Here is a 24857-nt window from a genome sequence, read left to right as displayed (position 1 = left end):
GCCTGCCGCCAAATGCGGTCAGGCAAGGAGTGAATGACACTGTTGGCTTGCTGAAACGAAGGGGCGCGAACGCGCCTGCCGTGACGGCAAGGGGCGACATTCTAGAGAAGCCCCCTGGCGCACGCAAGATGAACTGGTGATATTTTGAACAGCAATCGCCGGCGATGAGCCGGCGATTGTTTCAGCGCTTGACCGAACGGCGCTGGCGCAGCGCCTCGAACAGGCAGATGCCGGTGGCCACCGACACGTTGAGGCTGCTGACGCTACCGGCCATGGGCAGCTTGACCAAGTAATCGCAGTGCTCGCGGGTCAGGCGGCGCATGCCTTTGCCCTCGGCACCCATGATCAGCACCGTCGGGCCGGTCATGTCCTGCTGGAACAATTCCTGCTCGGCCTCGCCGGCCGTGCCGACCACCCACAGGCCGCGCTGCTGGAGTTTTTCCAGGCTGCGCGCCAGGTTGGTCACCGCCACCAGCGGAATCACCTCCGCGGCGCCGCAGGCGACCTTGCGCACCACCGGCGTCAGGGTTGCCGACTTGTCCTTGGGCACGATCACCGCCAGCGCGCCGGCGGCATCGGCGGTACGCAGGCAGGCACCCAGGTTGTGCGGGTCGGTGACGCCATCGAGCACCAGCAGCAGCGGCGGGCCTTCGCAACGATCGAGCAGTTCCTCGAGCATCGCTTCGCCCCACACCTGGCTCGGGCTGACCTCGGCCACCACACCCTGGTGCACACCTTCGACCCAGGCATCCATCTCGCGGCGCTCGCACTGGCCGACGGCGACCCGCGCCTGACCCGCCAGCTCGAGCAGCGGCTGCACACGCGGGTCACTGCGGCCATCAGCCAGCCAGATCTGTTTCACCCGCTTGGGGTGATGACGCAGCAAGGCTTCCACGGCATGTACGCCGTAGATCTTTTCCAGCTGACTCATGACTTGGCCTTGCTCTTCGATGGGCCCTTGCGATGACGGCTCGGCTTGCCGCCCTTGTCCGCCGCCTTGCTGGCACCCTTGCCGGAAGACTTGGAGTCGGCGAGCAGGGCCTTTTTCACGTCACGGCTTTTCTGCACGTCGGTATTGCCCGTAGAGCCGCCGCGCGAGCCGCGACCACCGCGGCTGTCGCTGCCCGACTCGCGGCGCTTGCCGCGCGCAGCCGGTGCCTGTTCTGCACCTTCGGCCATCTCGAAATCGATCTTGCGCTCGTCCAGATCGACACGCATGACCTTCACCGACACGCTGTCGCCAAGGCGGAAGCTGCGGCCACTGCGCTCACCGGCCAGGCGGTGGTGCACGGGGTCGAAGTGGTAGTAGTCACCGGGCAGCGCGGTGACGTGCACCAGGCCTTCGACGTAGATGTCCTTGAGCTCGACGAACAGACCGAAGCCGGTTACCGCGGTGATCACACCCGGGAAGGTTTCGCCGACGCGATCCTTCATGAACTCGCACTTGAGCCAGTTGACCACATCGCGAGTGGCTTCATCGGCACGCCGCTCGGACATCGAGCACTGCTCGCCAAGTTGCTCCAGTATCGATTCGTCGTACGGGTAGATACGCGCCTTGGGCATGCTGACCGCGCCGGCACGCTCGACGTGCGGCGTATCCTGCTTGGAGCGGATCACACTGCGGATGGCGCGGTGGATCAGCAGGTCCGGATAACGGCGGATCGGCGAGGTGAAGTGCGCGTAAGCATCGTAGTTCAGGCCGAAGTGGCCCTGATTGTCGGCGCTGTACACCGCCTGACTGAGCGAGCGCAGCATCACCGTCTGGATCAGGTGGTAATCGTCACGACCGCGGATGCTTTCCAGCAGCGCCTGATAGTCCTTGGGCGACGGGCCGTCTTTCGACTTGCCACGATGCAGCGACAGGCCCAGCTCGCCAAGGAATGCCTTGAGCTTTTCCAGGCGCTCCGGCGGCGGGCCGTCGTGCACCCGATACAGCGCAGGAATGCCATGCTTCTGCATGAACGCGGCGGTGGCCACGTTGGCCGCCAGCATGCATTCCTCGATCAGCTTGTGGGCATCGTTGCGCTGGGTCGGGCGGATCTCCGCGATCTTGCGGCCAGTGCCGAAGATGATGCGGGTTTCCTGGGTTTCGAAGTCGATGGCGCCGCGCTCATGGCGCGCGGTGAGCAGCACCTGATACAGCGAATACAGCTGATTGAGGTGCGGCAGCACCTCCTTGTATTCGCTGCGCAGGGCCTTGCCTTCGCTGCTCTTGGGCTGCTCGAGCATGGCACTGACCTTGTTGTAGGTCAGGCGCGCATGGGAGTGGATCACCGCCTCGTAGAACTTGTAGTCGGTCATCTTGCCGGTCTTGGAGATGCTGATCTCGCAGACCATGGCCAGGCGGTCGACCTTGGGGTTCAACGAACACAGGCCGTTGGACAGCTCCTCGGGCAGCATCGGAATGACGCGCTCGGGGAAATACACCGAGTTGCCGCGCACCTGGGCTTCGGCATCCAGCGCCGAACCGACCTTCACATAATGGGAAACGTCGGCGATCGCCACATAGAGCTTCCAGCCACCGGAGAACAGGCGCCAGTTGCCGCCACTCTTCTCGCAATACACGGCGTCGTCGAAGTCCCGCGCATCCTCACCGTCGATGGTGACGAACGGGATGTGGCGCATGTCGACGCGGTTTTCCTTGTCCTTCTCTTCGACTTCCGGCTTGAGCTTGGCGGCTTCCTTGATCACCGCCTCGGGCCAGACGTGAGGAATGTCGTAGCTGCGCAGCGCCACGTCGATTTCCATGCCCGGCGCCATGTAGTTGCCGACCACTTCGGTCACATCGCCCTGGGGCTGGAAGCGCGGGGTCGGCCAGTGGGTGATCGTCACTTCGACGAACTGCCCCTGCTTGGCGCCGCCATTGCGGCCCGCCGTCACCAGCACTTCCTGCTGGATCTTCGGGTTGTCGGGAATCACGAAACCGATGCCGCTCTCTTCGTAATAACGGCCGACGATGGTCTCGTGACCACGGGAGATCACTTCGACGATGGCGCCTTCACGGCGGCCGCGGCGGTCGAGGCCGGAAACCCGCGCCAGCGCACGGTCACCATCGAATACCAGGCGCATCTGCGCCGGGCTCAGGAACAGGTCGTCGCTGCCGTCATCCGGCACCAGAAAGCCGAAGCCATCGCGGTGGCCGCTGACGCGCCCGAGGATCAAGTCGAGCTTGTCCACGGGCGCATAGGTGCCACGACGGGTATAGATCAGCTGGCCATCGCGCTCCATGGCGCGCAGCCGGCGACGCAGCGCCTCGATCTGTTCGTCGGTGGTCAGCCCGAACTCTTCGAGCAGCTCCTCGCGACTGGCGGGTGAGCCGCGATCAGCCAGCTGCTGGAGAATCAGCTCGCGACTGGGGATGGGGTTGTCATACTTTTCCGCTTCTCGGGCGGCCTCGGGATCGAGGGATTGCCAATCGGCCATTAGAAACTGTTCACCTTATCTATAGAGTCGGTTTTTGCCATGTGTCTATTGAAGCGCGAAAGCGCCCTCCGGGTCAGCTTTCGACACGAATAATTTTTCGACGTCAGGGGTTTACAAGGTAAAAGCACGACCGTATAGTTCGCGCCCACAGCGTCGAGGAGACGTTGTAACACGGAACAGATGAGCAATCATCAGTTTCAGTGCCCAGGTGGCGGAATTGGTAGACGCGCTGGTTTCAGGTATCAGTGACCGCAAGGTCGTGGAAGTTCGAGTCTTCTCCTGGGCACCAAATTTCGTGAAGCAGCTTGATAACCTGCTTTGCAAATAACGGACGTAATGATCCGTACCGGCAACGGTGAACATTACTGCAGTGCCCAGGTGGCGGAATTGGTAGACGCGCTGGTTTCAGGTATCAGTGATCGCAAGATCGTGGAAGTTCGAGTCTTCTCCTGGGCACCAAATTTCAAAAAACCGAGCCAATGGCTCGGTTTTTTATTGCCTGCGAAAACCTGCCGCAGCGCCTGGCGCGCGCCAGGCCCCGGGCACCCCGCCTCACACCTTGAATTGCCCCAGGCTGCCCTTGAGCTGAGCCGCCAGGCCATCGAGCACCCGGCCGCTATTGGCGGTCGCCGCCACGGCCTCGGCCGCGCGCTGGGCTTCGGCATGAATCACCTCGACCCGCCCACGCACCGCATCGGCACCTTCGGCCTGGTGCGCCGCCGCCTGGGTCGCCGCATTGATGGCGCCATGCACGTCCTCCACGGAACGCTGCACCGCCTGCTGGATGCGCGCACTCTCGCGCAGCGCCGCCAACCCCTGATCGGCCTGCTGCCCGGCCTGGCCAATCGCGCCGACCGCCTCGCGAGCACCCTGCTGCAGCGCAACGATATGCGCCTGGATATCGCCGGTTGATTGCTGGGTCTTGCTGGCCAGGGCACGCACTTCGTCAGCGACGACCGCAAAGCCACTACCACTCTCGCCCGCCCGCGCCGCCTCGATGGCCGCATTGAGGGCCAGCAGGTTGGTCTGTTCGGCAATGGCGCGAATCACCGTGAGCACCACCTCGATCTGCTCGCTCTGCGTGGCCAGCCGCTCGATGACCGCAGCCCCCGCATCGACCCGCTGCACTAGCTCCTCGATGGAGCTGCCAACCCGGCTGGCGATCGCGGCATTTTCCTGGGTCGACTGGCGAATCGCTGCGACCCGCTGCAGGGCCTCCTGCATGGCCCGACTCTCGGCCTGCGCCTCGTCGGCCATCGCCGCCAGCGCCTGCAGGCTGGCCGCCACTTCGTCACGCTGGCGTTCGGCTGCCGATTGCGCCGCGGCACTACGGGCGCTCAGGGCGGTGATTTCCTGCCCGGTGCGCACCGCCACCTCGCCGGCCTCGCGAACGATGGGCTGCAGCTTGGCGACGAAACGGTTGACCGCCGAGGCCATTTCGCCCACTTCGTCACGGCTGTCGATTTCGATCCGGCGGGTCAGATCACCCTCGCCGGCAGCCAGATCGTCGAGCGCCGCGATCAGGGTACGCAGGCGTACGACAACGCGCCGGCCCAAAACGATCGCCAGCGCCAGCAGCACCCCGAAGCCGACCACCGCCAGGCCCAGCCCGATGCGCCAGCGCAGGTTCGCGGCCGCGGCGTCGACCGCCACACCGGTATTGGTCGCCATGCCCTGGGCAGCCTGCTGCGCCGATGCCAGGCGCGCCGACAGCGCCTTGGCGCTGTCCGTGGAGGCACCGGCCAGGCTCTCGGCCACCAACTGCCCACCGTTGGCGAGCAAGGCCTCGAAACGCTTGTCCACGGCTGCCAGCTCGGCATCGATGGCGGCCGTGGAAACCCCCATCAGCACCTTGCCGATTTCCACTTCGCTGGGGCTGATGCTGGCCTCGACGAAATACACGCTCGGGTCGCTTTTTGCGGCATTGATGACCTTGTCCAGCGCACGTTCGCCCTCGCCCTTGTCGAGCATGCTCTTGATCTGCGCGTTCTGGCGGTTGAGGTAACGGGTCAGATGGTTACCCTCGGCGTCGTCGTAGATCACGAACAGCACGTTGGGGTTACGCTGGGCGCGGCGGGCGAATTCCGACAGCGCCGGAACATCGGAATCCCACATGGCCCGCGGCGCCACGGCGGCCAGCAACTGCGCCAGATCATTGGCGGAATCACGCAGGCTGCGCTCGAGGCTGGCGCGAATCTGCACGCGCTCCTCGCCGAGGCGGCTCGACAACCCGGCCGACAGGCTCTCGCGGGTGCGCACCGACAGCCCGCCAAGGCTGGCCGAAACTTCCTTGTTGGCCTGCTCCAGCTCGCTCGCCAGGCGCTGGGAGTCACTGCCCAGCTGGCGCTCCAGATCGGTCACCAGGCCATCCACGGTACTACGGGTCAGGGCCAGCACCAGCAGCACCTGAACCAGCAACGCCACGCCCAGGGCAATGAACACCGGCAACAGCAGGCGACTACGCAACAGCGACAACACAGCGATCACGGGCAAATCCTCCGACCGCCAGAGGAGCGGCAACTTCAGGGGTAGGATCAACACCAAGCAAGGCGCGTGCCGAGTAGCGGCACATCGCCAGATTGTGCCGCACGTGAGTGCCCGTCAAATGAAAACGGGCCGCCCAGAGGCGACCCGTTTCTTGTTACCCGCTGACAGCTCGCCGTGGAGCCACCATCACTCAGGCGAAGGGATGACGCAGCACGATGGTCTCGTTGCGATCCGGGCCGGTGGAGATGATGTCGATCGGCGCGCCGACCAGCTCTTCCACGCGCTTGATGTAGGCGCGGGCATTGGCCGGCAGTTCGTCCAGGGTCTTGGCACCCAGGGTCGACTCGCTCCAGCCCGGCATTTCCTCGTAGACCGGCTCCAGGCCGATGTAGCTGTCGGCATCGGTCGGGGCGTCGATGACGGCGCCGTTCTCGTTCTTGTAGCCCACGCAGATGCGGATGGTTTCCAGGCCGTCGAGCACGTCCAGCTTGGTCAGGCACAGGCCCGAGATGCTGTTGACGTCGATGGCGCGACGCAGGATCACTGCATCGAACCAGCCGCAACGACGAGCACGACCGGTGGTGGCACCGAACTCGTGACCACGCTTGGCCAGGAAGGCGCCAATGTCGTCGAACAGCTCGGTGGGGAACGGGCCGGAACCGACGCGCGTGGTGTAGGCCTTGGTGATACCGAGAATGTAATCCAGGTACATCGGGCCGACACCGGAACCGGTGGCGATACCGCCAGCGGTGGTGTTGGAGCTGGTGACATACGGGTAGGTGCCGTGGTCGATGTCCAGCAGCGAGCCCTGGGCGCCCTCGAACATGATGTCCTTGCCGGCGCGACGCAGGTTGTGCAGCTCGGCGGTGACGTCGAGCATCATCGGCTTGAGCAGCTCGGCGTATTCCATGCACTGATCCAGGGTTTCCTGGAAGTCGATGGCCGGCTCCTTGTAGTAATTCACCAGCTGGAAGTTGTGGTAGTCCAGCAGCTCGCCGAGCTTGGCGGCGAAACGCTCGCGGTGGAACAGGTCACCGATGCGCAGGCCACGACGCGCCACCTTGTCTTCGTAGGCCGGGCCGATGCCGCGACCGGTGGTGCCGATCTTCAGCTCGCCACGGGCCTTCTCGCGGGCCTGATCCAGGGCCACGTGGTAGGACAGGATCAGCGGGCAGGACGGGCTGATGCGCAGGCGCTCACGCACCGGTACGCCCTTCTCTTCGAGCTTGTTGATCTCGCGCAGCAGGGCGTCGGGTGCAACCACCACGCCGTTGCCGATCAGGCACTGTACGCCCTCGCGCAGCACGCCCGAGGGAATCAGGTGCAGCACGGTCTTCTCGCCATCGATCACCAGGGTGTGACCGGCATTGTGGCCGCCCTGGTAGCGCACTACGGCGGCGGCATGTTCGGTCAGCAGATCGACGATCTTGCCCTTGCCCTCATCACCCCACTGGGTGCCCAGGACGACGACATTCTTACCCATGATACTTGTCCTCTTCGCGCAAGCTTGAGCCGGTCACGGCCGGCGAAAGTAAATCAGAATAGACGACCACGCAGGCCGCTCAGTCCAGCGCCAGCACCTGCCAGCGACCGTCATGCAATAGCAGTTGGCGATCACAGCCGACATCGGCAGCCGCGGCCAGCTCCTGACCAGGCAACGCCTGCACCACACGCTCGCCTGCAGCGCGCAAACGACGAACCGCCTGCCACAGGTAAACGTCATGGCTGTCCGGCGCCCAGATACCGGCCGGCTCTTCGCCGAGCGGCATACGGCCGAGCGTCACCAGGGTTTTCAGATCGGTGGAGAAACCGGTAGCGGGGCGAGCACGGCCGAAGTCGGCGCCGATGTCGTCGTAGCGGCCGCCCTGGGCAATCGCCTGGCCGACAGCCGGCACGAACGCGGCGAACACCACACCGGTGTGGTAGTGGTAACCGCGCAACTCGCCGAGATCGAAATACAGCGGCAGCTCCGGATAACGCAGCTCCAGCGCATCGGCGATGGCCACCAGCTCATCCAGGGCGGCATGCACGTCATCCGGCGCATCGACCAGGCACGCCTGGGCCAGGTCCAGCACATCGCGACCGCCACACAGCTCGCCCAGGGCGCGCAGCATGCGCCGCAGCGATTCCGGCAGCGCCTCGGTCAGCGCATCGATCTCGTCCATGGCCTTGCGCTGCAGGGCATCGAACAGCTGCTGCTCGGCTTCACCAGACAGCTCCGCCGCACGCACCAGGCCGCGGTAGATACCGACGTGGCCGAGGTCCATGTGCACGTCCGGCACCTCGGCCAGCTCGAGGGTGTCGACCAGCAGGCTGATCACCTCGACGTCACTGGCCGGGCTGGCATCGCCATACAGCTCGGCGCCCAGCTGAATCGGGCTGCGCGAGGTGGTCAGCGCCCGCGGCTGTGCATGCAGCACGCTGCCGGCGTAGCACAGCCGGCTCGGGCCCTCACGGCGCAGGGTATGCGCATCGATGCGCGCGACCTGCGGGGTGATGTCGGCGCGAAAGCCCATCTGCCGGCCGGACAACGGATCGGTCACCTTGAAGGTGCGCAGATCCAGATCCTGGCCAGCACCGGTGAGCAGCGACTCCAGGTACTCGATATGGGGTGTAACCACGAATTCATACCCCCAGCGCTGAAACAGATCCAGCACCTGACGACGCGCGATTTCGATGCGCGCCGCTTCCGGGGGCAATACTTCTTCGATCCCATCTGGCAGCAGCCAGCGGTCTACGGTCGCCATTTCGCCATTTCCCTCTTGATTCGGGCGGCACAAGCCTTCAGTGAAGCGGATGGAAAGCCAAAGCCGGCAACAGGCCGGTCGGCTCCAGGAACGGGCATCGCGGCGATCAGTGAATTGATTGCACGAGGCCCCCACGCCAGGGGCGCGGAAAGGGACAAGGTCAACAGCCTTGCAAGACAGAACGTAACGCTAGGTTCGTGCCGCATGATTCCCACAGGCGTAAAAAAGCCGGGATTTTCCCGGCTGCCGCATCATACCACGCCAAAAGCCCGAAGCCACAAGCTTCAAGCGACAGGCGAGCACTCGGCCCAACCTGGCGCTTGCAGCGTGCGACTTACAGCCCTATCAAGGCTTGGACTTTTCCAGGTAACGGAAGAAGTCACTGCTCGGATCCAGCACCAGCACGTCACGCTTGTCGGAGAAGCTCTCGCGGTAGGCGTTCAGGCTGCGATAGAAGGAGTAGAACTCCTGATCCTGACCGTAAGCCTTGGAGTAGATCGCAGCGGCCTGGGCATCACCCTGACCACGCAATTCCTCGGCCTGACGATAGGCCTCGGCGAGCAGCACCCGGCGCTGACGATCGGCGTCGGCACGAATGCCCTCCGCCAGTTCCTTACCCTTGGCGCGATGCTCACGCGCCTCACGTTCACGCTCGGAGCTCATGCGGTCGAATACGCTGCGGTTGACTTCCTTGGGCAGGTCGATGGCCTTGACGCGAACGTCCACCACCTCGATACCCAGCTCGCGTTGCGCCGCCCGGTTGAGCGAAGCGGTCACGTCAGCCATCAGCGCATCACGCTCGCCAGACACCGACTCGTGCAGGGTGCGCTTACCGAACTGGTCACGCAGCGAGGCTTCGAGACGACGCGACAGACGCTCGTCGGCGATCTGCTTCATGCCCGAGGTCGCGGTGTAGTAACGCTCGGCGTCCAGCACGCGCCACTTGGCATAGGCATCGACCATCAGCGCCTTCTTCTCGAGGGTCAGGAAGCGCGAGTTGACGGTATCCAGGGTCAGCAGGCGGGCATCGAACTTGCGCACCTGGTTGACGTAAGGAATCTTCATGTGCAGACCCGGCTGTACGTCGGCCTCGACGATACGCCCGAACTGCAGCAATACCGCCCGCTCGGTCTGCGCCACGATGTAGAAGCTGCTCCAGGCCACCAGAGCCAGCACCACGCCCGCGATCAGGGTCACCAGTGATTTATTGCTCATCAACGGCTCTCCCTTGTACGCACGTCTGACTGGCCGGCGCTGTTACCAACGCGTGCACCGAGATCGGCTGCGCCCGCGCCGGCAGCGCTGGACGACGTGTTGCTGCTGCCACCACGGCTGTCGATCATCTTGTCCAGCGGCAGGTAAAGCAGGTTGTTCTGCCCCTTGTCGCCGGTTACCAGCACCTTGCTGGTATTGCTCATCATCTGCTGCATGGTGTCCAGGTACAGACGCTCACGGGTGACTTCCGGTGCCTTGCGGTACTCGGCCACCAGCGCGGTGAAACGATCCGCCTCACCCTGGGCGCGGGAGATCACTTCGTCGCGGTAACCGCTGGCATCCTCGATCAGACGCTGGGCCTGACCACGGGCTTCGGGAACCACGCCATTGGCGTAGGTTTCCGCCTGGTTCTTCTCACGCTGCTCGTCTTCACGGGCCCGAATCACGTCGTCGAAGGCTTCCTGCACTTCACGCGGCGCCGCGGCGCTCTGCAGGTTCACCTGGGTCACGGTGATACCGGTGCCATAGGTGTCGAGGAAGCGCTGCAGACGCTCGCGCACATCGCCGGCCATCTGCTCGCGACCTTCGGTCAGTACCTGATCCATCTCGGTGGAACCCACCACGTGGCGCACGGCACTGTCGGTGGCGTGCTGCAGGCTGGTTTCCGGCATGTCGACGTTGAGCACGAAATCTTTCAGATTGCTGATCTTGTACTGCACGGTCAGCGGCACTTCGATGATGTTTTCGTCTTCGGTCAACATCTGCCCCTGCTTGCTGTAAGCACGCTCGCGGGTGACGTTTTCCTGAAACTTGCGATCGAAGGGCGGGAAGTAGATGTTCAGGCCCGGGCCGACGGTCTCGTGGTATTTGCCGAAACGCAGCACCACGGCCTGCTCCTGCTCATCGACCACGTAGATCGCGTTGTACAGCCAAAAAGCGCCCACCACGGCCAGCGCAACGAACAGCAGGCCGAAACCGCCACCCTTGCCTCTGGAGCCATTGTCGTCACTGCCGCGTTTGTTGCCGCCACCGAACACCCCATTGAGTTTGTCCTGTAGCTTGCGGAAGGCTTCGTCAAGATCCGGTGGTCCCTTGCGGTCGCCGCCGCCACCGCCGCCGTTACCACGACGGCCGCCGCCACCCCAGGGATCCTGATTGTTCGAGTTGCCACCCGGCTCATTCCAAGCCATAGCGCTCTCCATACTGATAAAGCAAAGACGCGCCAACGGCGCGCCCACCAATGCTACAGAATGCCTGCTTCCAGCGGCAAAATCACCGCTGCGGGCTTTATTGCAAAGTGTGTTGCTCGATGAACTCGAGTGGCTGCAGGCCTTCTCGACTGACCAGGCGGTTGAGCTCGACCCGCGGAATGCGCACCTGCAACAGGCTGCTGCCGTCCTCGGTATAGGACTCCTGCAGCACCGCGCCCTGTTCAAAGAATTGTGCCCGCAAGCGCGCCAGGCGCTGCGGCAGCTGTAGCGTGGCAATGAACAGGTCATCACCGAGCAGCTCGGCAACCGCCTGCTTGAGCAGGGGCAGGCCACGACCATCACGGGCCGACAGCCACACCCGCTCAGGGCGACCATCGGCATTGCGCTGGATCTGCGGTTCGACGCCTTCGAGCAGGTCGAGCTTGTTGTACACCTCGAGCACCGGCAGATCCTGGGCGCCGATCTCGCCGAGCACGTGAAGCACCTGCTCGATCTGCGCGTCACGCTCCGGCTCGTGGGAATCGATCACGTGCAGCAGCAGGTCGGAGTTGCTCGACTCTTCGAGGGTCGCGCGAAACGCCTCGACCAGCTTGTGCGGCAGGTGACGGATGAAGCCCACGGTATCGGCCAGCACCACCGGCCCGAGATCATCGAGCTGCAGACGGCGCAGGGTCGGATCGAGGGTGGCGAACAGCTGATCGGCCGCGTAGACCTCGGATTCGGTCAGGGCGTTGAACAGGGTGGACTTGCCGGCGTTGGTGTAGCCAACCAGCGACACCGACGGGATATCCGCACGCTTGCGGCCACGGCGAGCCTGCTCGCGCTGGCTGCGCACCTTTTCGAGCTTCTGCTTGATCTGGCGAATGCGCACGCGCAACAGGCGACGGTCGGTTTCCAGCTGGGTTTCGCCCGGGCCGCGCAGACCGATACCGCCCTTCTGCCGCTCGAGGTGAGTCCAGCCACGCACCAGGCGCGTGCTCATGTGGTCGAGCTGAGCCAGCTCGACCTGCAGCTTGCCTTCGTGGGTACGTGCGCGCTGGGCGAAAATATCGAGAATCAGCCCGGTACGGTCCAGCACACGGCACTCGAACATGCGCTCGAGGTTACGTTCCTGGCTGGGCGTGAGGACGTGATTGAAGATGACCAGGTCGGCCTCATGGGCCTGTACCTGGTCGCGCAGCTCTTCCACCTTGCCGCTGCCGATAAGGAATTTAGCGGTGGGCCGACTGTTGGGCACACTGAAAAATGCCACGGTATCGGCACCGGCGGAGAGAGCCAGCTCTTGAAACTCCTGGGGATCCTCGCTCGCCTCGGTGTTCTGACTATCCAGATGAACCAGGATGGCCCGTTCACCCCCTTCATGGCGCTCGAAGAACAATGCGACCCCCTGGGTTAGGCGTTGCCAGGCTCGGATTCAGCCTGATCGGTCTCGGATGCAGTTGGCAGGCGAACCGGACGGCTCGGTACCACAGTGGAGATCGCGTGCTTGTAGACCATCTGGCTGACGGTGTTCTTCAGCAGGATGACGAACTGGTCGAAGGACTCGATCTGCCCCTGCAGCTTGATGCCGTTGACCAGGTAGATGGAAACCGGGACGCGCTCCTTACGCAGGGTGTTCAGGTAAGGGTCTTGTAGCGAATGCCCTTTTGACATGTGCCGCACTCCTAAATAAATCGATAATTGAATAGTTTTTGAACGGTTTGCTTAGCCTGTGAACGGCTTTGGCACGCCTTCCCCCAAGGATAGACGGCCCGCGGCAAGGTCTCAGCTCAATATGGAGACCGTCGCCAGGTATTTCAAGGCACGTGGCAGATTGTCGCAATCAAGACTGTCCAGCCACTGCACATTTTGCCAACTGCGTAACCAGGTGAACTGCCGCTTGGCCAACTGGCGGGTGGCGATGATGCCGCGCTCGCGCATCTGCGCCGCGCTGAGCCGCCCTTCCAAATGATCCCATACCTGCCGGTAGCCTACCGCCCTGATGGAGGGCATCTCGGCGTGCAGGTCAGCTCGCCGATGCAGGCGTTCGACCTCGGCGACGAAGCCCTGTTCCAGCATCAGATCAAATCGTTGTGCAATTCGTTCGTGGAGCGTCTGCCGCTGCGCAGGGGCTATCGCCAGTTGCGCCACAGTATAAGGCAAGCCGCCGTCTTGCGAGGCGGCGTCGCGCTGCTGCGCGCGCAGTTGCGTCATGGTCATGCCGCTGACCCGCCACACCTCCAGCGCCCGAACCAGACGCTGCGGGTCGTTCGGGTGAATGCGCGCCGCCGACTGTGGGTCCACCGCCTGCAGCTCGGCGTGCAGCGCCACCAGGCCGTCACGCTCGGCACGCGCTTCCAGCTCGGCGCGCACCTCGGCATCGGCGCCCGGCATATCGGCCAGGCCCTCGAGCAGCGCCTTGTAATACAGCATGGTGCCGCCGACCAGCAGGGGAATACGCCCACGCGCGGTGATGTCGGCCATGGCCGCCAGGGCATCGCGGCGGAAATCGGCCGCCGAATAGGCTTCGGCCGGGTCGCGGATATCCACCAGGTGGTGAGGAAAGGCGTCGAGCGTGGCCCGGTCGGGCTTGGCCGTGCCGATGTCCATGCCGCGATAGACCAGCGCCGAGTCCACGCTGATCAGCTCGCAGGGCAATACGCGCGCCAGGGCCAGGGCCAGATCGGTCTTGCCGGAGGCGGTCGGGCCCATCAGAAAGATGGCGGGAGGAAGCGAAGACATCAGCGCGACTCGAATGAACGGCGGCCCATTTTCAGGGCATGAACCGCCGGCCGCAAGCGTGGCGCCGAGGTTACCAGGCCGTTCTTGACGCAGTGTTGCCAACGCCGGTCGTTTTTCAACGCCCCGTTACTGACCGCGCAGGAACAATTTGTCCAGCTGATCCAGGCTCATCTGCGTCCAGGTCGGCCGGCCGTGGTTGCACTGGCCACTGCGCTCGGTCTGCTCCATGTCCCGCAACAGGGCGTTCATTTCCGGCAGGGTCAGGCGACGGTTGGCGCGCACCGCACCGTGACAGGCCATGGTGCCCAGCAGCTCGTTGAGGTGCGCCTGAATCCGATCACTGGTGCCGTATTCGAGCAGATCGGCCAGCACGTCGCTGACCAACCGCGTGGCTTCAGCCTGCTTGAGCAGCGCCGGGATCTGCCGGATGGCCAGGGTTTCCGGCCCCAGGCGCTGCAGCTCGAAGCCCAGCTTCTGGAACCACTGGCCGTGCTCCTCGGCACAATCCGCCTCGCGCTGGCTCACCGCGATGGACTCGGGCACCAGCAGCGGCTGACCGCGCAGCCCTTCGCTGGCCATCGCCACCTTGAGTCGCTCGTACATGATGCGCTCATGGGCCGCGTGCATGTCGACGACCACCAGGCCGTGGGCGCTTTCCGCCAGAATGTAGATGCCCTTGAGCTGGGCGATGGCGTAGCCCAGCGGCGGAATGTCGCCCTGCTGCTCCGGCAACGTGGCGGCAGCCGCACCCGCAGGCAGCGGTGCGAAGAACTCGCGGTAAACACCCTGGGCCTCTGCAGCAGGCAGCGGCGATTCGCTGCGCTGCCCCTGGTAACCGGCGCCCGGCGACCGCCAGACCGATTCCACGGGGCGCTCGAGCACGCTGGCGGACAAGCCCATTTCGCCCTGTGGGCCGAACTCGCCCGCCGCCTGGCCGGTTGGCCGCAATACACTTTCCATGGCAGCCGGGGTGGCCAGCTGACTTTCCGGGCGCACCTCACCGAGCGCGCGGTGCAGGGTGCCATACAGGAAGTCGTGAACCATGCGCCCTTCGCGGAAACGCACTTCGTGCTTGGTCGGGTGCACATTGACGTCGACAGCCGTCGGGTCGATCTCCAGAAACAACACGAAGGTCGGATGGCGACCGTTGAACAGCACGTCGCGATACGCCTGACGCACCGCGTGGGCGACCAGCTTGTCACGCACCATGCGGCCATTGACGTAGAAATACTGCAGATCCGCCTGGCTGCGCGAGAAGGTCGGCAAGCCCACCCAGCCCCACAGGTGCAGGCCGTTGCGCTCGATATCGATGGGCAACGCCTGCTCGAGGAAGCCGGCGCTGCACACCGAGGCGACGCGCCGGGCGCGGCTGGCATCGTCATTGGCTTCATGCAGCGACAATACGCTCTTGCCGTTGTGGCGCAGGTGAAAGGCCACGTCGAAACGCGCCAGCGCCAGGCGCTTGATGACTTCCTGCAGGTGATCGAACTCGGTCTTCTCGGCCTTGAGGAACTTGCGCCGCGCCGGGGTATTGAAGAACAGGTCGCGCACCTCCACCGAGGTGCCGACAGGATGGGCGGCCGGCTGCACGCGCGGCTGCATGTCGCGGCCTTCGGTTTCCACCTGCCAGGCCTGATCGGCATCGGCGGTGCGCGAGGTCAGCGTCAGCCGCGCCACCGAGCTGATCGAGGCCAGGGCCTCGCCGCGAAAGCCCATGCTCAAGACCTGCTCGAGGTCTTCGAGCTCGCGAATCTTGCTGGTGGCATGGCGCGCCAGGGCCAACGGCAGGTCATCGGCGGCGATGCCGCGGCCGTCGTCGCGCACGCGCAACAGCTTCACGCCGCCCTGCTCGACATCCACCTCGATGCGTCTGGCACCGGAGTCCAGGCTGTTTTCCAGCAACTCCTTGGCCACCGATGCCGGACGTTCGACCACCTCGCCAGCGGCGATCTGGTTCGCCAGCCGCGGGCTGAGCAGCTGGATGCGCAGCGCTTCACTCATGGCTGTGCGGCCAGCGAGGTCGCCGGGATGTGCAGCGTCTGGCCGACCTTGATCACATCGGACTTCAGCGAGTTGGCGGTACGCAGGTTGGCCAGGCTGACCTGGTAACGCTGGGCGATCAGCGCCAGGCTTTCGCCGGAGGTGACCACATGTTCACGGGGCCCCTGGGCGATCTTGCCGTTGTCGCGCAGCCAGGCGATATAGGTGCCGGGCGGCGGGTTCTGCTCGAAGAACTGCTTCACGCCGGTGACGATGGAGCGCGACAGGCTCTTCTGATGGCTGGCCGAATGCAGTTTGCGCGCCTCGCTGGGGTTGGAGATAAAGCCGGTTTCCACAAGAATCGACGGAATGTCCGGCGACTTCAGCACCATGAAGCCGGCCTGTTCGACGCGGCGCTTGTGCAGCGGGGTGATCTGGCCCATCTGCCCCAGTACCTTCTGCCCGACGTTGAGGCTGGAGGACAGCGACGCGGTCATCGACAGGTCGAGCAGCACCCCGGCGAGCATGCGGTCCTTGTCTTCGAGGCTGACGTTGCCGGCCCCACCGATCAGGTCGGACTGGTTCTCGGCGTCGGCCAGCCAGCGTGCGGTTTCCGAGGTGGCGCCGCGGTCGGACAGCGCATACACCGAGGCCCCGAAGGCGGCCGCACGGGGCGCCGCGTCGGCGTGAATGGAGACGAACAGATCGGCGCCCTTCTTGCGGGCGATCTCGGTGCGTTTGCGCAGCGGAATGAAGTAGTCGCCGGTACGCACCAGCTCACCGCGGAAGCCCTTCTGGGCATTGATCTGGCGCTGCAGTTCCTTGGCGATGGACAGGGTCACGTTCTTCTCGAACTGCCCCTTGGTGGGGCCGAGGGCGCCGGGGTCCTCGCCACCGTGGCCGGCGTCGATGGCGATCACGATATCGCGCTTGCCGCCGGGCACCGGGGCCAGCCTGGGCGGTGCCTGGGTCGGCGTGACGGGCACCGGCGGCGCGCTGGCCGTGGTGGTGGACGGCAGGCTTGGCGCCGCGTCCGACGCCTGGTCGAACAGGTCGACCACCAGGCGATTGCCATACTGCTGGTTGGGCGCCAGGGTAAAGCTCTTGGGCGTGACCTGGGCCGACAGGTCGATGACCACGCGCAGATCTTCCGGCGTGCGCTGCGCCGAGCGCACAGCCGTGATCGGCGTATTGCTCAGCGCCAGCTTGTCCAGCGGCGTGGCCAGCTTGGCACCGCTGATGTCGATGACGATACGATCCGGGGCCGTCAGGGTGAAGACGCTGTGCTGCACCGGCCCGGACAGGTCGAAGACCAGGCGCGTGTTGTCCGGCGCGCGCCACAGGCGAACGCTGCGCACATCCGATGCGGCCCACACATCGGCAGCCATGACCGCCAACATCAGCCCCACCGCGATCATTCGCGCGCCTATGCGCATACCCGCCCCCACTCTATTATTCATGCTCCGGCTGCCAAAACGGCACACCAGCCTTCACCCTTCGCGCCATGACTGCGAAGCAGCAGCGACCGGCCACCCGCTCGCGGGCTAATGGTAATGTCAAGGTCGGCCTTTGGCAAAACGCCGGCGCCGCGCTGCGGCCACTCGATCAGGCACAGGGCATCAGCGTCGAAGTAATCGCGAATACCGAGAAACTCCAGCTCCTCCGCATCGACCAGGCGATAGAGGTCGAAATGGAAGGCGCGAACCTCGCCAATCTCGTAGGGCTCGACCAGCGTGAACGTGGGGCTTTTCACCGCGCCGCGGTGCCCGAGGCCTTGCAGGATGCCCCGTGACAGCGTGGTCTTGCCGGCGCCCAGATCACCCTCCAGGTAAATCATTCCGCGCCCCTGGGTGGCAACGGCAATGCGCGCGCCGAGCGCCAGCATGGCGTCTTCATCGGCGGCGAACAGTTCTAATTCCGACAAGCGGCTCGCTCCTTTAACAAATCGCGGATAGCGTCGCACAGATCGCTGGCCGCCAGACCATTTCCTTTGCCGGCCAATGCCTCACCCGCGCAGGCATGCACCCAGACGCCGAGGCCGGCCGCATCCCACGCACTGCAGCCCTGGGCGAGCAGCGCGCCGATCAACCCGGCCAGCACATCGCCCAGCCCGGCACCGGCCATCACCGGGTCACCGCGATCACACACCAGCAGGCGCCCGCCAGGGTCGGCGACCAGGGTGCCGGCACCTTTGAGTACGCAGACCACGTCATAACGCGTGGCCAGCGCCCTGGCCGCTGCCGGTCGATCCGCCTGCAGCGCCGCTGTCGAGATGCCCAGCAAGCGTGCCGCCTCACCGGGATGGGGGGTGATGACGCTGCCGGGGGCGATATGCACCGCGCCCGTGGCCAACAGGTTGAGCGCGTCGGCATCCCACACCTGGGCGCCGCCAGCGGCCACCGCTGCCGACAGCAGGCTGCGGCCCCAGGCGCCCTGGCCAAGCCCAGGGCCGACGACCCACACCGTGATCCTGTCCGCCAGGGCGTGCAGTTGATTGGCCGAGGCGACCGCCAGGCTCATCACCTCGGGTAGCCGGGTCTGCGCGGCGCCGATATTTTCGGCGCGAGTGGCCAGCGACACCATGCCGGCGCCACCGCGCAGCGCGCTCTGCGCCGAGAGCAGTGCCGCGCCACCGGTACCCTGATCACCGCCAACCACCAACAGATGGCCAAGCTGGCCCTTGTGGGTGGTGGGCTGGCGCGCCGGCACCTGCGGCAGTAGCTCACCCGCCAGGCGCCGCGCAGTGGATTGCTGGCTGGCAACGAGCTCGGCATCGGCCTTTAGTGAATCGAACAGCAGGCGGCCGACATGATCGAGCGCTGCGCCAACGTACAGGCCGAGTTTCAAACCGATCAGGGTGACGGTGAGCTGCGCCTTTACCGCCGCGCCCAGCACCTGCCCCGTATCGGCGCAGATCCCCGAGGGAATATCCACCGCCAGCACCGGGCAGCCACTGCGTTTGACCCACTCGATGGCCGCCGCATAAGGCTCGCGCACCTCACCCCTGAGGCCGGTACCGAGCAACGCATCGACCAGCACCCCGCGCGCCTGGCAGCTCTCGCTCCAGGCCAGCACCTCGACACCGGCCGCGCGGGCCTCGTGGTAGGCCCGCGCGGCATCGCCCTGTAACCGTCGCGGCTCACTGACCGCCAGCACCTGTACTTGCCAGCCGGCACGCTGTGCCAGTGCCGCGATCAGGTAGCCGTCGCCGGCATTGTTGCCGTGGCCAGCCAGGACGGTGACCGCGCCGGCGGCCGGCCATTCGCGGCGCAGGGCCCGCCAGATGGCCTGGGCGGCGCGGCGCATCAGCTCGAAACCGGGCGTACCGGCAGCGATCAGCGCAGCATCCAGCGCGCGCACCTGGGCGGCGCTGTAGAGCGCGAGAGGAAGATGGTCTGATGAATGCCGCATGCCTGAGCTCCGATGTCTGGCAGAATTATACGCCGCCTACTGCAGATTCCCGCCCAGCATGACCGACGCCACCCTCGACCTCGCCAGCCTCGCCCAGTCCATCAAGGACTGGGGCCGTGAGCTGGGCTTCCAGCAGGTGGGCATCAGTGGCCTGCAGCTGGGCGAGCACGAAGCCCACCTGCAACGCTGGCTGGATGCCGGCTACCAGGGCGAGATGGACTATATGGCCGCGCATGGCCGCAAACGTTCACATCCCGACGAGCTGGTGCCCGGCACCCTGCGCGTGGTGTCGCTGCGCATGGACTACCTGCCCGGTGACACGCAGATGGCCCGGCGCCTGCAGGAGCCGGAAAAGGCCTATGTGTCGCGCTACGCCCTGGGCCGTGATTACCACAAGCTGATCCGCAAACGCCTGCAACAGCTGGCCGAGCGCATTCAGCAGGCCATCGGGCCATTCGGCTACCGCGCCTTCGTCGACAGCGCACCGGTGCTGGAAAAGGCCATCGCCGAGCAGGCCGGCCTCGGCTGGATCGGCAAGAACACCCTGGTGCTCAACCGCAAGGCCGGCAGCTACTTCTTTCTCGGCGAGCTGTTCGTCGACATCCCGCTACCGACAGACGAGCCCCACGCCAGCGAACACTGCGGGCGCTGCAGCGCCTGCCTGGACATCTGCCCGACCGCCGCCTTCGTCGGCCCCTATGTGCTGGATGCGCGGCGCTGCATCTCCTACCTGACCATCGAGCTCAAGGGCCCGATTCCCGAGGAGCTGCGCGCGCCCATCGGCAACCGGGTGTTCGGCTGCGACGACTGCCAGATGGTCTGCCCCTGGAACCGCTTCGCCAAGGCCACCGAGCAGGGCGACTTCCAGCCGCGCCACAGCCTGGACAATGCCGAGCTGGCCGCGCTGTTTCGCTGGAGCGAGGAGGAGTTTCTCAGCCGTACCGAGGGCTCACCGCTGCGCCGCGCCGGTTACGAGCGCTGGCTGCGCAACCTGGCCGTCGGCCTGGGCAACGCGCCGTCGAGCATTGCGGTGCTGGAGGCACTGCAGGCCCGCCGCGAGCATCCGTCGGCGCTGGTGCGCGAACATGTGGAGTGGGCGCTGGCGCAGCATGCCCAGCGCCAGGGCTGAGTCAACTCCATAGCCTGGGTCGAGCGCAGCGATACCCAGGTTTGCGCAGTTTTCCCGAGTTACGCCTGCGGCTAACCCGGGCTACGCAATGGCAGCTTTCAGACCTTGAGCAGGTGCTGGCGGTAGTACTTGAGCTCGGCGATCGACTCGCGGATATCGTCCAGCGCCTGGTGCGTACCGGTTTTCACGAAGCCTTCCTTGACCCCCGGGGCCCAGCGCTCGGCGAGAATTTTCAGGGTCGAGACGTCCAGGTAGCGGTAATGGAAGTAGGCTTCCAGCGCCGGCATGTACTTGTAGAGGAAACGGCGATCCTGGCCGATGCTGTTGCCACAGATCGGCGACTTGCCCTTTGGCACCCACTTTTCCAGAAAGGCGATGGTTTGCGCCTCGGCCTCGGCCTGGCTGATCCGGCTGTCGCGCACGCGCTGGGTCAGGCCGCTCTCGCCGTGGGTGCGGGTGTTCCACTCATCCATCGCCGCCAGGCGCTCGTCACTCTGGTGCACGGCGATCACCGGGCCTTCGGCCAGCACGTTGAGCTGGGTATCGGTGACAATGGTCGCCATTTCGATGATGACATCCGTCTCGGGATCGAGGCCGGTCATTTCCAGGTCGATCCAGATCAGGTTCTCTGGGTTCTGCATGCTGCGCTCCTCTATAGAACTGCCATTCTAGCCAATCTCCCAGAGCAGCAGGCGCGAATCACGCCAGTCTTTCAGCTCCACCACACGCTGCGGCGCTACGCCGGGGATCTCGAAGGTATTGCTGATCAGCCAGGCGTTTTCCGGCAGCTCTGCGCGAGCTTTATCCCAGAGTGCGGGCATCGGCGCCGGCGACAGAAAGCAGTAGGCGACGTCGATACTGCTCAGGTCGGCGCGCCACAGGTTCTGGTAGCGAATCCGGCAGTTACCCTGCCCGATACAGCGCAGCCAGGCGATGGCAAAGGATAGCGGCGCCGTTTCCACGCCCACGAATTGCGCCTGTGGAAAACGCCGCGCCAGCCACAGCAAGGTGCCTGCCGGGCCGCAGCCCAGGTCGACGAAACTGAAGCGTTCAGCACGCCCTTCGAGCAAGCGCGCCAGCTCATTGCGGCTGCCCGAGCCGGTCAGGTAGAGCGGCACGCGCTCGCCGAAGCTGTTCCAGTTGAGCAGCAACACCAGCACAAAGCCGAGCAGGAACAGCCAGGAGGGCAAGGGCGCCCCACTGGCCAGCAGCAGCCCCGGCACGAACAGCAGGTTCAGCCACCACCACCAGCGCGACAGCCCCAGCCAGCGCGCCAGGCAGGCACAGAGCAGGCCATGCAGGAGCCCGGCAGCCAGCGGGCTGGGCCGCCAGGCCGACAGATGGGCCACCACCACGATCGCCAGGCCCATGCCAAGGGTAACCACAAGCTGGATAAGCAGGGCCAGCAAGGCGGGGTAGCGTTCGCCCAGGCGCTGCAATGCGCGTTGAAAAGCTGCCATGCCGACAGGGCTCTTGAAAGACGGCTGGCCAGTCTAGCATCCGCAAATTGCCGCTTCTCCAGGCGTGCTAGAATCGCCGCCATTTCAAGCGCAGCACAACTCGGAAGCCCCATGGCCAAACGCCAACTCAACCGCCGGCAAAACTGGCGCATCGAAAAGATCCAGGGCGAGCGCGCCGCACGCGCCGCCAAGCGCGAATCCCGCGTGGTGGAAACCCTGGAAGGCGGCGACCTGGGCCCGGAGCAGACCGGCCTGGTGATCGCCCACTTCGGCGTGCAGGTGGAGGTCGAAGCCACCGATGGTGCGCTCAGCGGCCAGGTGTTCCGCTGCCACCTGCGCGCCAACCTGCCGACGCTGGTCACTGGCGACCGCGTGGTGTGGCGCCCGGGCAACCAGGGCATTGGCGTGATCGTCGCCCAGCTGCCCCGCGACACCGAGCTGTGCCGCCCGGACACCCGCGGCCAGCTGAAGCCGGTGGCGGCCAACGTCGACCTGATCGTGATCGTCTTCGCACCACTGCCCGAGCCGCACGCCAACCTGATCGACCGCTACCTGGTCGCCGCCGAGCACGCCGGCATTCGCCCATTACTGCTGCTCAACAAGGCCGACCTGATCGACGCGCAGAACGAAAGCGCGCTGAATGCGCTGCTCGCCGTGTATCGCCAGCTGGGTTATCCGCTGCTGGAAGTCTCGGCGCTGGAAGGCGACGGCATGGAACTGCTCAAAAAGCAGCTCGACGGCAACATCAGCGTGTTCGTCGGCCAATCGGGGGTGGGCAAGTCGTCGTTGGTCAACAGCCTGCTGCCGGGCGTCGATACCCGCGTCGGCGCGCTGTCCGAGCTGACCGGCAAGGGTACGCACACCACCACCACGGCGCGGCTGTTTCACTTCCCGGGTGGCGGTCAGCTGATCGACTCACCGGGTATCCGTGAATTCGGCCTTGGCCACGTCAGCCGTGACGATGTGGAAGCGGGCTTTATCGAGTTCGCCGAGCTGCTCGGCCATTGCCGCTTCCGCGACTGCAAGCACGACCGCGAGCCTGGCTGCGCACTGCTGAAGGCGCTTGAAGATGGGCGCATTCAGCCGCAGCGGATGAACAGTTACCGGCACATTCTGGCCAGCCTGCCGGAACCGGAGTACTGATCAGGGCACCGGCCGATCACTCGGCCGGCTGGTCCATCTGCAGCGTGCCGTCCTCGAAGATGTTCAGCTTCTCGCGCAGCTGATCATTGGAGAGCGGCTCGCCGGCAGGCGCAGCACCTGCGCCACCTGCGGGCGCGTCCGGGGCCGGATCGGGCGCCAGCGCGCCACCGCTCTGCTCGCCTTCGATGTCGCGCTGCGCCTTCTTGTTCAGCACCACGATATCGATACGCCGGTTGACCGGGTTGAACGGATCGTCACGGTCGAACAGCGCCGATGAGGCGTAGCCGACCACCCTCGCCACCTGTGCATCGTCGTAGCCCGCCGCGATCAGCACGCGCCGCGCCGCGTTGGCGCGATTGGCCGACAGCTCCCAGTTACCGAAGCCGCCCGCCCCGGCGAACGGCTTGGCATCGGTATGCCCGCTGATGCTGATCTTGTTGGGTACCGCCTTGATGGTGTCGGTCAGGGCAAACAGGATGTCCTCGAAGTAAGGCTGCAACTGGGCACTGCCGAGGGCGAACATCGGTCGGTTCTCGGCATCGACGATCTGGATGCGCAGGCCGTCCTGGGTGATCTCGAACAGGATCTGATCCTTGAAGCGCTGCAGTTGCGGGTCCAGCTCGACCTTGTTCTGCAATTCCTGCAGCAGCAGCTCCAGGCGTTCGCGCTCGACCTCCTCGGCCTTGGCCTCGGCCTGTTCGGCGTCCAGCTCGGCGGGGGCCTTGGGGTCGGTGTCGGCTTCGTCGCCCGGTGCTTCCTGGGGCTGCTCGTTGAGAGTGCGGTCCGGCGATGGCGTCGGCGAGCCACCCAGGTCGATCACGTAGGGGCTGGCGCTCTCGGAAAAGCCGATGGGGTCCTTGAAGTAACCGGAAATCAGCTTCTTCTGCTCGGGGGTGGCCGAGGACATCAGCCACATCACCATGAAGAACGCCATCATCGCCGTGGCGAAGTCGGCGAAGGCGATCTTCCAGGCGCCACCGTGGTGGCCGCCGGCAACCTTCTTGACCCGTTTGACGATAATCGGCTGGTTGTTTTCCATGGTGCTTAGCTTCCGCGCATGGCCTGTTCAAGCTCGCTGAAGCTTGGGCGATGCGCCGGATAAAGGGTCTTGCGCGAGAACTCCACGGCCAGCGTTGGTGGCATGCCGGAGGCAGACGCCACCAGGCCGGCCTTGATGGCCTCGTAGACGTTGAGTTCTTCCTTGGCATCGTGCTCGAGCGCGGCAGCCAGCGGACCGAAGAAGCCGTAGGAGGCGAGAATGCCCAGGAAGGTACCGACCAGCGCGGTACCGACCTTCTCACCGATCTGCGCGTTGTCCGCTTCGGCGAGGATCGACATGGTGATCACGATCCCCAGTACCGCGGCGACGATCCCCATTGCCGGCATACCATCGGCGACCTTCGCCACGGCGTGAGCGGGATGCTCCAGCTCCTCCTTGAGGCCGACCAGCTCCATGTCGAACAGGCCTTCGAGCTCGTGGGGGGCCATGTTGCCCGAGGACATGATTCGCAGGTAATCGCAGATGAACGCGACCATCCGCTCGTCGCCCAGCACCGCCGGGTACTTGCTGAAGATCGGGCTGGCCGCCGGATCCTCGAGGTCGGCCTCGATGGCCATCATCCCCTCGCGGCGCGCCTTGTTGAGGATCTCGTAGAGCAGGCGCAGCACTTCAAGGTAGTAGTCGTGGGTGAAGCGCGACTTGAACATCTTCAAGGACTTCTTGAAGACGGTCATGAACATGCTGCCCGGGTTGGACTGCAGGAAGGCACCCAGCGCCGCCCCGCCGATGATCAGCACCTCGAAGGGGTGCACCAGTGCCATGATCTTGCCGCCGGACGCGACGAAACCGCCGAGCACGCAAGCGAATACAACGATGATGCCGATGATTTTGGCCATAGAAAGAAACTTGAGCAGGTGAGAAAGAAAGGGT

20 protein-coding genes, 2 tRNA genes and 1 pseudogene are annotated in these 24857 nt (G+C 65.0%); 4 read left to right on the top strand and 19 right to left on the bottom strand.

All coding sequences use genetic code 11. From position 1 onward, the window contains the following. Positions 1 to 181 precede the first annotated feature (181 nt). Both rlmB and rnr read right to left on the bottom strand, forming a co-directional pair. Positions 182 to 931, bottom strand: coding sequence for a 23S rRNA (guanosine(2251)-2'-O)-methyltransferase RlmB (rlmB, locus tag QYS36_RS01625; RefSeq protein ID WP_308837830.1), 750 nt, complete (start codon positions 929 to 931; stop codon positions 182 to 184). Then, entirely contained in the window at positions 928 to 3423 is a 2496-nt protein-coding gene (gene rnr / locus QYS36_RS01620) for a ribonuclease R (protein ID WP_308837829.1), read from the bottom strand. The genes rlmB and rnr overlap by 4 nt, the downstream gene beginning before the upstream one ends. Positions 3424 to 3625: 202 nt before the next feature. On the opposite strand from rnr, the gene QYS36_RS01615 reads away from it, so the two are divergent. Together QYS36_RS01615 and QYS36_RS01610 are read left to right on the top strand one after the other, a co-directional pair. Continuing rightward, positions 3626 to 3712: transfer RNA gene (locus QYS36_RS01615), tRNA-Leu, on the top strand. An 83-nt stretch (positions 3713 to 3795) separates the two neighbouring features. Next, positions 3796 to 3882, top strand: a tRNA-Leu gene (locus tag QYS36_RS01610). 93 nt (positions 3883 to 3975) lie between these two features. Here QYS36_RS01610 and QYS36_RS23840 read toward each other — a convergent pair. The 13 genes and pseudogenes from QYS36_RS23840 to QYS36_RS01550 all read right to left on the bottom strand — a co-directional run bounded on the left by QYS36_RS23840 (position 3976) and on the right by QYS36_RS01550 (position 19195). Continuing rightward, on the bottom strand, positions 3976 to 4860 hold the full coding sequence (locus QYS36_RS23840) for a methyl-accepting chemotaxis protein (RefSeq protein WP_374990408.1): 885 nt from the start codon (positions 4858 to 4860) through the stop codon (positions 3976 to 3978). Continuing rightward, positions 4834 to 5094: pseudogene (locus tag QYS36_RS23835) on the bottom strand (HAMP domain-containing protein); the annotation flags it as partial. The gene QYS36_RS23840 and the pseudogene QYS36_RS23835, both read right to left, overlap by 27 nt. A 1006-nt stretch (positions 5095 to 6100) precedes the next feature. Further along, a complete protein-coding gene (locus QYS36_RS01600) occupies positions 6101 to 7393 on the bottom strand; it encodes an adenylosuccinate synthase (RefSeq protein WP_111464443.1) in 1293 nt (430 codons plus the stop codon). A gap of 79 nt (positions 7394 to 7472) precedes the next feature. After that, entirely contained in the window at positions 7473 to 8657 is a 1185-nt protein-coding gene (locus QYS36_RS01595) for an ATP phosphoribosyltransferase regulatory subunit (protein ID WP_308837827.1), read from the bottom strand. 345 nt (positions 8658 to 9002) lie between these two features. Next, positions 9003 to 9872: a protease modulator HflC gene (hflC, locus tag QYS36_RS01590; RefSeq protein ID WP_308837826.1), complete on the bottom strand. Its 870-nt coding sequence runs from the start codon at positions 9870 to 9872 to the stop codon at positions 9003 to 9005. After that, positions 9872 to 11062 carry an FtsH protease activity modulator HflK gene (hflK, locus tag QYS36_RS01585; RefSeq protein ID WP_308837825.1) on the bottom strand — a complete coding sequence of 397 codons (1191 nt, stop codon included), beginning with the start codon at positions 11060 to 11062 and terminating at the stop codon, positions 9872 to 9874. Before hflK ends, hflC begins: the two co-directional genes overlap by 1 nt. A gap of 97 nt (positions 11063 to 11159) precedes the next feature. Next, a complete protein-coding gene (hflX, locus tag QYS36_RS01580) occupies positions 11160 to 12461 on the bottom strand; it encodes a ribosome rescue GTPase HflX (RefSeq protein WP_308837824.1) in 1302 nt (433 codons plus the stop codon). 14 nt (positions 12462 to 12475) lie between these two features. Then, on the bottom strand, positions 12476 to 12736 hold the full coding sequence (hfq, locus tag QYS36_RS01575) for an RNA chaperone Hfq (protein ID WP_070880850.1): 261 nt from the start codon (positions 12734 to 12736) through the stop codon (positions 12476 to 12478). Between the two features lie 111 nt (positions 12737 to 12847). Beyond that, positions 12848 to 13804 carry a tRNA (adenosine(37)-N6)-dimethylallyltransferase MiaA gene (gene miaA / locus QYS36_RS01570; protein WP_308837823.1) on the bottom strand — a complete coding sequence of 319 codons (957 nt, stop codon included), beginning with the start codon at positions 13802 to 13804 and terminating at the stop codon, positions 12848 to 12850. A 126-nt stretch (positions 13805 to 13930) separates the two neighbouring features. Next, positions 13931 to 15805 carry a DNA mismatch repair endonuclease MutL gene (mutL, locus tag QYS36_RS01565; RefSeq protein WP_308837822.1) on the bottom strand — a complete coding sequence of 625 codons (1875 nt, stop codon included), beginning with the start codon at positions 15803 to 15805 and terminating at the stop codon, positions 13931 to 13933. Beyond that, positions 15802 to 17232: an N-acetylmuramoyl-L-alanine amidase gene (locus QYS36_RS01560; protein WP_308837869.1), complete on the bottom strand. Its 1431-nt coding sequence runs from the start codon at positions 17230 to 17232 to the stop codon at positions 15802 to 15804. Before QYS36_RS01560 ends, mutL begins: the two co-directional genes overlap by 4 nt. 8 nt (positions 17233 to 17240) lie before the next feature. Continuing rightward, positions 17241 to 17708, bottom strand: a complete 468-nt coding sequence (tsaE, locus tag QYS36_RS01555) for a tRNA (adenosine(37)-N6)-threonylcarbamoyltransferase complex ATPase subunit type 1 TsaE (RefSeq protein ID WP_308837821.1) — start codon at positions 17706 to 17708, stop codon at positions 17241 to 17243. Then, complete coding sequence (locus QYS36_RS01550) at positions 17696 to 19195, bottom strand: NAD(P)H-hydrate dehydratase (RefSeq protein WP_308837820.1); 1500 nt, start codon at positions 19193 to 19195, stop codon at positions 17696 to 17698. Before QYS36_RS01550 ends, tsaE begins: the two co-directional genes overlap by 13 nt. 58 nt (positions 19196 to 19253) lie before the next feature. Between QYS36_RS01550 and queG the strand changes: the two genes are divergently transcribed. Continuing rightward, positions 19254 to 20324 carry a tRNA epoxyqueuosine(34) reductase QueG gene (queG, locus tag QYS36_RS01545; protein WP_308837819.1) on the top strand — a complete coding sequence of 357 codons (1071 nt, stop codon included), beginning with the start codon at positions 19254 to 19256 and terminating at the stop codon, positions 20322 to 20324. A gap of 98 nt (positions 20325 to 20422) precedes the next feature. Here the strand turns inward: queG and orn are convergent, their stop codons facing one another. Together orn and QYS36_RS01535 are read right to left on the bottom strand one after the other, a co-directional pair. Further along, entirely contained in the window at positions 20423 to 20965 is a 543-nt protein-coding gene (gene orn / locus QYS36_RS01540) for an oligoribonuclease (protein ID WP_308837818.1), read from the bottom strand. A gap of 27 nt (positions 20966 to 20992) precedes the next feature. Next, complete coding sequence (locus tag QYS36_RS01535) at positions 20993 to 21784, bottom strand: class I SAM-dependent methyltransferase (RefSeq protein WP_308837817.1); 792 nt, start codon at positions 21782 to 21784, stop codon at positions 20993 to 20995. 111 nt (positions 21785 to 21895) lie between these two features. Between QYS36_RS01535 and rsgA the strand changes: the two genes are divergently transcribed. Continuing rightward, a complete protein-coding gene (rsgA, locus tag QYS36_RS01530; protein ID WP_308837816.1) occupies positions 21896 to 22927 on the top strand; it encodes a small ribosomal subunit biogenesis GTPase RsgA in 1032 nt (343 codons plus the stop codon). 16 nt (positions 22928 to 22943) lie between these two features. On the opposite strand, the gene motB is transcribed toward rsgA, so the two are convergent. Both motB and motA read right to left on the bottom strand, forming a co-directional pair. Continuing rightward, the gene (gene motB, locus QYS36_RS01525) at positions 22944 to 23966 is read right to left on the bottom strand and encodes a flagellar motor protein MotB (protein WP_308837815.1); all 1023 of its coding nucleotides are present in this window, start codon (positions 23964 to 23966) and stop codon (positions 22944 to 22946) included. Between the two features lie 5 nt (positions 23967 to 23971). Next, positions 23972 to 24823: a flagellar motor stator protein MotA gene (motA, locus tag QYS36_RS01520; RefSeq protein WP_308837814.1), complete on the bottom strand. Its 852-nt coding sequence runs from the start codon at positions 24821 to 24823 to the stop codon at positions 23972 to 23974. Positions 24824 to 24857: the final 34 nt, after the last annotated feature.

Origin of the sequence: Pseudomonas sp. G34 (genome assembly GCF_031119625.1) — a bacterium.
Taxonomy (GTDB): Bacteria; Pseudomonadota; Gammaproteobacteria; order Pseudomonadales; family Pseudomonadaceae; genus Aquipseudomonas.
This window is presented reverse-complemented; position numbering and strand designations above follow the sequence as displayed.

Coding starts and splice junctions, on each gene's coding strand:
- rlmB (WP_308837830.1), bottom strand. CDS start 931: ATGAGTCAGCTGGAAAAGATCTACGGCGTACATGCCGTGGAAGCCTTG.
- rnr (WP_308837829.1), bottom strand. CDS start 3,423: ATGGCCGATTGGCAATCCCTCGATCCCGAGGCCGCCCGAGAAGCGGAA.
- QYS36_RS23840 (WP_374990408.1), bottom strand. CDS start 4,860: ATGGCCTCGGCGGTCAACCGTTTCGTCGCCAAGCTGCAGCCCATCGTT.
- QYS36_RS01600 (WP_111464443.1), bottom strand. CDS start 7,393: ATGGGTAAGAATGTCGTCGTCCTGGGCACCCAGTGGGGTGATGAGGGC.
- QYS36_RS01595 (WP_308837827.1), bottom strand. CDS start 8,657: ATGGCGACCGTAGACCGCTGGCTGCTGCCAGATGGGATCGAAGAAGTA.
- hflC (WP_308837826.1), bottom strand. CDS start 9,872: ATGAGCAATAAATCACTGGTGACCCTGATCGCGGGCGTGGTGCTGGCT.
- hflK (WP_308837825.1), bottom strand. CDS start 11,062: ATGGCTTGGAATGAGCCGGGTGGCAACTCGAACAATCAGGATCCCTGG.
- hfq (WP_070880850.1), bottom strand. CDS start 12,736: ATGTCAAAAGGGCATTCGCTACAAGACCCTTACCTGAACACCCTGCGT.
- miaA (WP_308837823.1), bottom strand. CDS start 13,804: ATGTCTTCGCTTCCTCCCGCCATCTTTCTGATGGGCCCGACCGCCTCC.
- mutL (WP_308837822.1), bottom strand. CDS start 15,805: ATGAGTGAAGCGCTGCGCATCCAGCTGCTCAGCCCGCGGCTGGCGAAC.
- QYS36_RS01550 (WP_308837820.1), bottom strand. CDS start 19,195: ATGCGGCATTCATCAGACCATCTTCCTCTCGCGCTCTACAGCGCCGCC.
- queG (WP_308837819.1), top strand. CDS start 19,254: ATGACCGACGCCACCCTCGACCTCGCCAGCCTCGCCCAGTCCATCAAG.
- orn (WP_308837818.1), bottom strand. CDS start 20,965: ATGCAGAACCCAGAGAACCTGATCTGGATCGACCTGGAAATGACCGGC.
- QYS36_RS01535 (WP_308837817.1), bottom strand. CDS start 21,784: ATGGCAGCTTTTCAACGCGCATTGCAGCGCCTGGGCGAACGCTACCCC.
- rsgA (WP_308837816.1), top strand. CDS start 21,896: ATGGCCAAACGCCAACTCAACCGCCGGCAAAACTGGCGCATCGAAAAG.
- motB (WP_308837815.1), bottom strand. CDS start 23,966: ATGGAAAACAACCAGCCGATTATCGTCAAACGGGTCAAGAAGGTTGCC.
- motA (WP_308837814.1), bottom strand. CDS start 24,823: ATGGCCAAAATCATCGGCATCATCGTTGTATTCGCTTGCGTGCTCGGC.